Source organism: Falsiroseomonas sp. RANM36 (assembly GCF_056682175.1).
Genome location: NZ_JBWXTD010000003.1, coordinates 876,348 through 879,963 on the forward strand (window position 1 = coordinate 876,348; position 3,616 = coordinate 879,963).

Annotated in this window: 4 protein-coding genes; all 4 read left to right on the forward strand. The window is 72.0% G+C overall.

Going from position 1 to position 3,616, the window contains the following annotated elements; translation table 11 throughout:
* Positions 1-390: 390 nt before the first annotated feature.
* Complete coding sequence (locus AC1MIR_RS08970; protein WP_109869042.1) at positions 391-594, forward strand: cold-shock protein; 204 nt, start codon at positions 391-393, stop codon at positions 592-594.
* Positions 595-1,004: 410 nt separating this feature from the next.
* The gene (locus AC1MIR_RS08975) at positions 1,005-1,991 is read left to right on the forward strand and encodes a threonine dehydratase (RefSeq protein WP_480027828.1); all 987 of its coding nucleotides are present in this window, start codon (positions 1,005-1,007) and stop codon (positions 1,989-1,991) included.
* Positions 1,988-3,172 (forward strand): amidohydrolase family protein, encoded by a 1,185-nt coding sequence (locus tag AC1MIR_RS08980; protein ID WP_480027829.1) that lies wholly within the window; start codon positions 1,988-1,990, stop codon positions 3,170-3,172. The genes AC1MIR_RS08975 and AC1MIR_RS08980 overlap by 4 nt, the downstream gene beginning before the upstream one ends.
* 11 nt (positions 3,173-3,183) lie before the next feature.
* A partial coding sequence (locus AC1MIR_RS08985; RefSeq protein WP_480027830.1) for a rhodanese-like domain-containing protein occupies positions 3,184-3,616 on the forward strand: 433 nt, incomplete at its 3' end.

Below are 3,616 nucleotides of genomic sequence, written 5' to 3' on the forward strand. Positions count from 1 at the left end.
GGCCCGGGGGCGCCCCGGCCGCCCGCCCCGGGCGCCCGGCCGGGCCCCGGGCGGGGGGGCCACCGCGATCGGCGTTCGCGAGATGGGCGGGCCTCCGGGCCCGCCCATTTTCGTTGATGATGCACGCCGCGCGCAGCATGCCGCACGCATCTTGCGCTTTTCCGTACGCCGTCTGCGCCGTGCGGCAATCGCCGGCTGACAAACGCGTGACCAACCCGCTCATGCTTTGACTTGGCTTCCGGCGCCCGCGCATGGTGGCGCGGTCAACGCGTATGGCTCGCCGTGCCTGCCGGGTATCGCATCGCCCGGTCTGCCAGGAGTTTCCGCCGGCGCGTGGCCCCAGTCCGCGCGATTGGCGCGCGGGCAACAGCGTTGAGGAGCCCGCGTCGCATGGCGATCGGCACCGTGAAGTGGTTCAATGCAACGAAGGGCTTCGGCTTCATCGTCCCGCAGGACGGCGGGAAGGACGTGTTCGTGCACATCACAGCCGTGCAAAAGGCGGGGCTGCAAGGCCTGAACGAGGGCCAGAAGCTGTCCTACGAGGTCGAGATGGAGCGCGGCAAGGCGGCCGCCACCAACCTCCGGCCGGTCTGACCGGCCGCTTCGCCATCGCCGCTGTGGCACCGGGCGGCCCGGCGCGGGCCGCCTTTTTCGTTGCGGGCCGCAGGGTCAGCCTGCGCGGGCTTCCTGCGCCGGCACGCGAAGCCCAGCCGATTCGCACGGCAGGGCATCGGCGCGCCGCGCCGCAACTGCCGCTGATGGCGTTGACCCGCCTCCTCCAGGCGCTCCGCCGGTAGCACGTCCTGGCGGTCTTCATGCGCTGCGCGCGGCGGCGGCGCCAGGCGGCCCGAATTGTCGCGCGCCGCCGCATCCGGGCATCCGCCCCCGCGGCACCTTCACGGCCGGCGGACTCTCCTGCCGCTTCGCGGGTCAGCGGCCGCGGTCCACCGTGATGGCCACCGCAGATCCCTCCGCTATGGTTGTCCGTGGCGCGGCCAACACCCATGCCGCGCCGTCGCTTCGTCTGGAGGTTCCGCGTGTTCGACCTGCCCGCCCTGGAAGAGGCCGCAAGACTGGTGCACGGCGTCTTCCCGCCGACGCCGCACTATGCATGGCCGCTGCTGGCGCGGCGCGCCGGCGCGGAGGTGTGGGTCAAGCACGAGAACCACACGCCGACCGGCGCCTTCAAGGTGCGCGGCGGCATCACCTATTTCGACCGGCTGAAGCGGGAGCGCCCGGATGTGCCGGGCGTGATCTCCGCCACCCGCGGCAACCACGGCCAGAGCCTCGCCTTCGCCGGCGCGCGCGCGGGCGTGCCCGTCACCATCGTCGTCCCGCGCGGCAACAGCGTGGAGAAGAACGAAGCGATGCGCGCCTTCGGCGCCACGCTGATTGAGCATGGCGCCGATTTCGACGCCGCGCGGGTGGAAGCGGCGCGGCTGGCGGAGGAGAAAGGGCTGCTCTTCGCTCCCTCCTTCGCGCCGGCGCTGGTGCTCGGCGTCGCGACCTATGCGCTGGAGCTGTTCCGCGCCGCGCCGAAGCTCGATGCGCTCTATGTCCCGATCGGCCTCGGCTCGGGCATCTGCGGCTGCATCATGGCGCGCGACCTGCTGGGCCTTTCCACCGAGATCGTCGGCGTTCAATCCACGGAAGCGCCCGCCTATGCGCTCTCCTTCGCCGCGGGTCATGTGGTGGAGACGCCGACGGCGAACACCCGCGCCGACGGCATGGCGACGCGCGTGCCCGATCCCGCGGCGCTGGCGATGATCCGCAAGGGCGCCGCGCGCATCGTCACCGTCACCGACGACGAGGTGGCGGCGGCGATCCGCGCCTATTGGCAGGATACGCACAATCTGGCCGAGGGCGCGGGCGCCGCGCCGCTCGCCGCCCTGCTGCAGGAAAAGGACCGCATGCGCGGCAGGCGCGTGGCCGTCATCCTCTGCGGCGGCAACATCGACCTGGCGCTGTTCCGCGAGTGGGTGCTGGCATGACGACGCTGCTGATCCGCGACTGCCGCACGCCCGAGAGCGGCGCAGCGACCGACATCCTCATCCGCGACGGCCGCATCGCCGCGATCGGCCGGGGCCTCGACGCGCCGGCGGGCGCTATGGTGGAGCAGGCGCGCGGCCTGCTGGCGCTCCCCGCCTTCGTCGAAGGGCACACGCATCTCGACAAGACGCTCTGGGGCATGGGCTGGTACCGCAACGCGGTCGGATCGCGGCTGATCGACCGCATCGACAACGAGCGGAACGAGCGCAAGCGCCTCGGGCTCGATCCGCGCCGCCAGGGCGAGCACATGGCGCGGATGTTCCTCGCCCTCGGCACCACGCGCATCCGCACCCATGCGGATGTGGACATCGCGGTCGGCACCGCGCATTCGGATGCGCTGGTCGCGCTGCGGGACGCGATGCGCGGCGCCATGGACATCCAGGTGGTCGCCTTCCCGCAATCGGGCCTGCTGATCCGGCCCGGCACGCTCGAATTGCTGGATGCCGCGCTGCGCAACGGCGCGGACATCGTCGGCGGCCTCGATCCCTCCGGCATCGATCGCGATCCGAAGGGGCATCTGGATGCGGTGTTCGGGCTGTGCACGCAGCACGGCAAGCCGCTCGACATCCATCTGCATGAGCCGGGCGAGCTCGGCGCCTTCGCGCTCGACCTGATCATCGAGCGCACGCTGGCACTCGGCATGCAGGGCAAGGTCGTGGTCAGCCACGCCTTCTGCCTGGGCGAGGTTTCGCGCGCACCCGCGCTGTACGAGGCCCTGGCGGAAGCGGGCATCGCGCTTGCGACCACCGCGCCACCGTCGCGTCCGGTCCCGCTGGTGAAGACCGCGCGCGCGCACGGAACAAAAATATTCGCGGGGAATGACGGCATCCGCGACACCTGGGGCCCCTATGGCAAGCCGGACATGCTGCAGCGGGCGATGATCCTCGGGATGAAGAACGACCTGCGGCGCGACGACGAGGTGGCGCTGGCCTTCGCGACCGTGAGCGACTGGGCCGCCGAGGCCTGCGGCTTCGAGACCTGCCGCCTCGCCATCGGCGAACGCGCCGACCTGGTGCTGCTGGAGGCCGAGACGCTGGCCGAGGCGGTGGTCGCGCAGCCGCCGCGACGGCTGGTGGTCAGCCATGGACGCATCGTGGCGCGCGACGGCGCGCTGGTGGCGTAGGAGAAGCGGAGATGCCGCAGCAGATCACCAAGGGCTATCGCCAGCTCGTGGACGAGGCCAACGCGATCGTCGAGGAGATCGACGTGGATCGCGCGAAGGCTCTCTACGGCCGCGACGACGTGCAGTTCGTGGACATCCGCGACATCCGGGAGCTGGAGCGCGAGGGCCGCGTGCCCGGCGCCTTCCACTGCCCGCGCGGCATGCTGGAATTCTGGATCGACCCCGCCAGCCCCTATGCCAAGCCGCAATTCCAGCAGGACAGACACTTTGTCTTCTTCTGCGCCGGCGGGCTGCGCAGCGCCCTGGCGGCGCGCGCGGCGCAGGAGATGGGGCTGAAGCCCGTCTCGCACCTGAAGGGCGGCTACGGCGCCTGGCGCGCCCCCCGCGCCCCCCCCCCGCCCGGGCCGCCCCCGGAGGCCGCGGGGGGGTGGAGGGGCCCCCCCG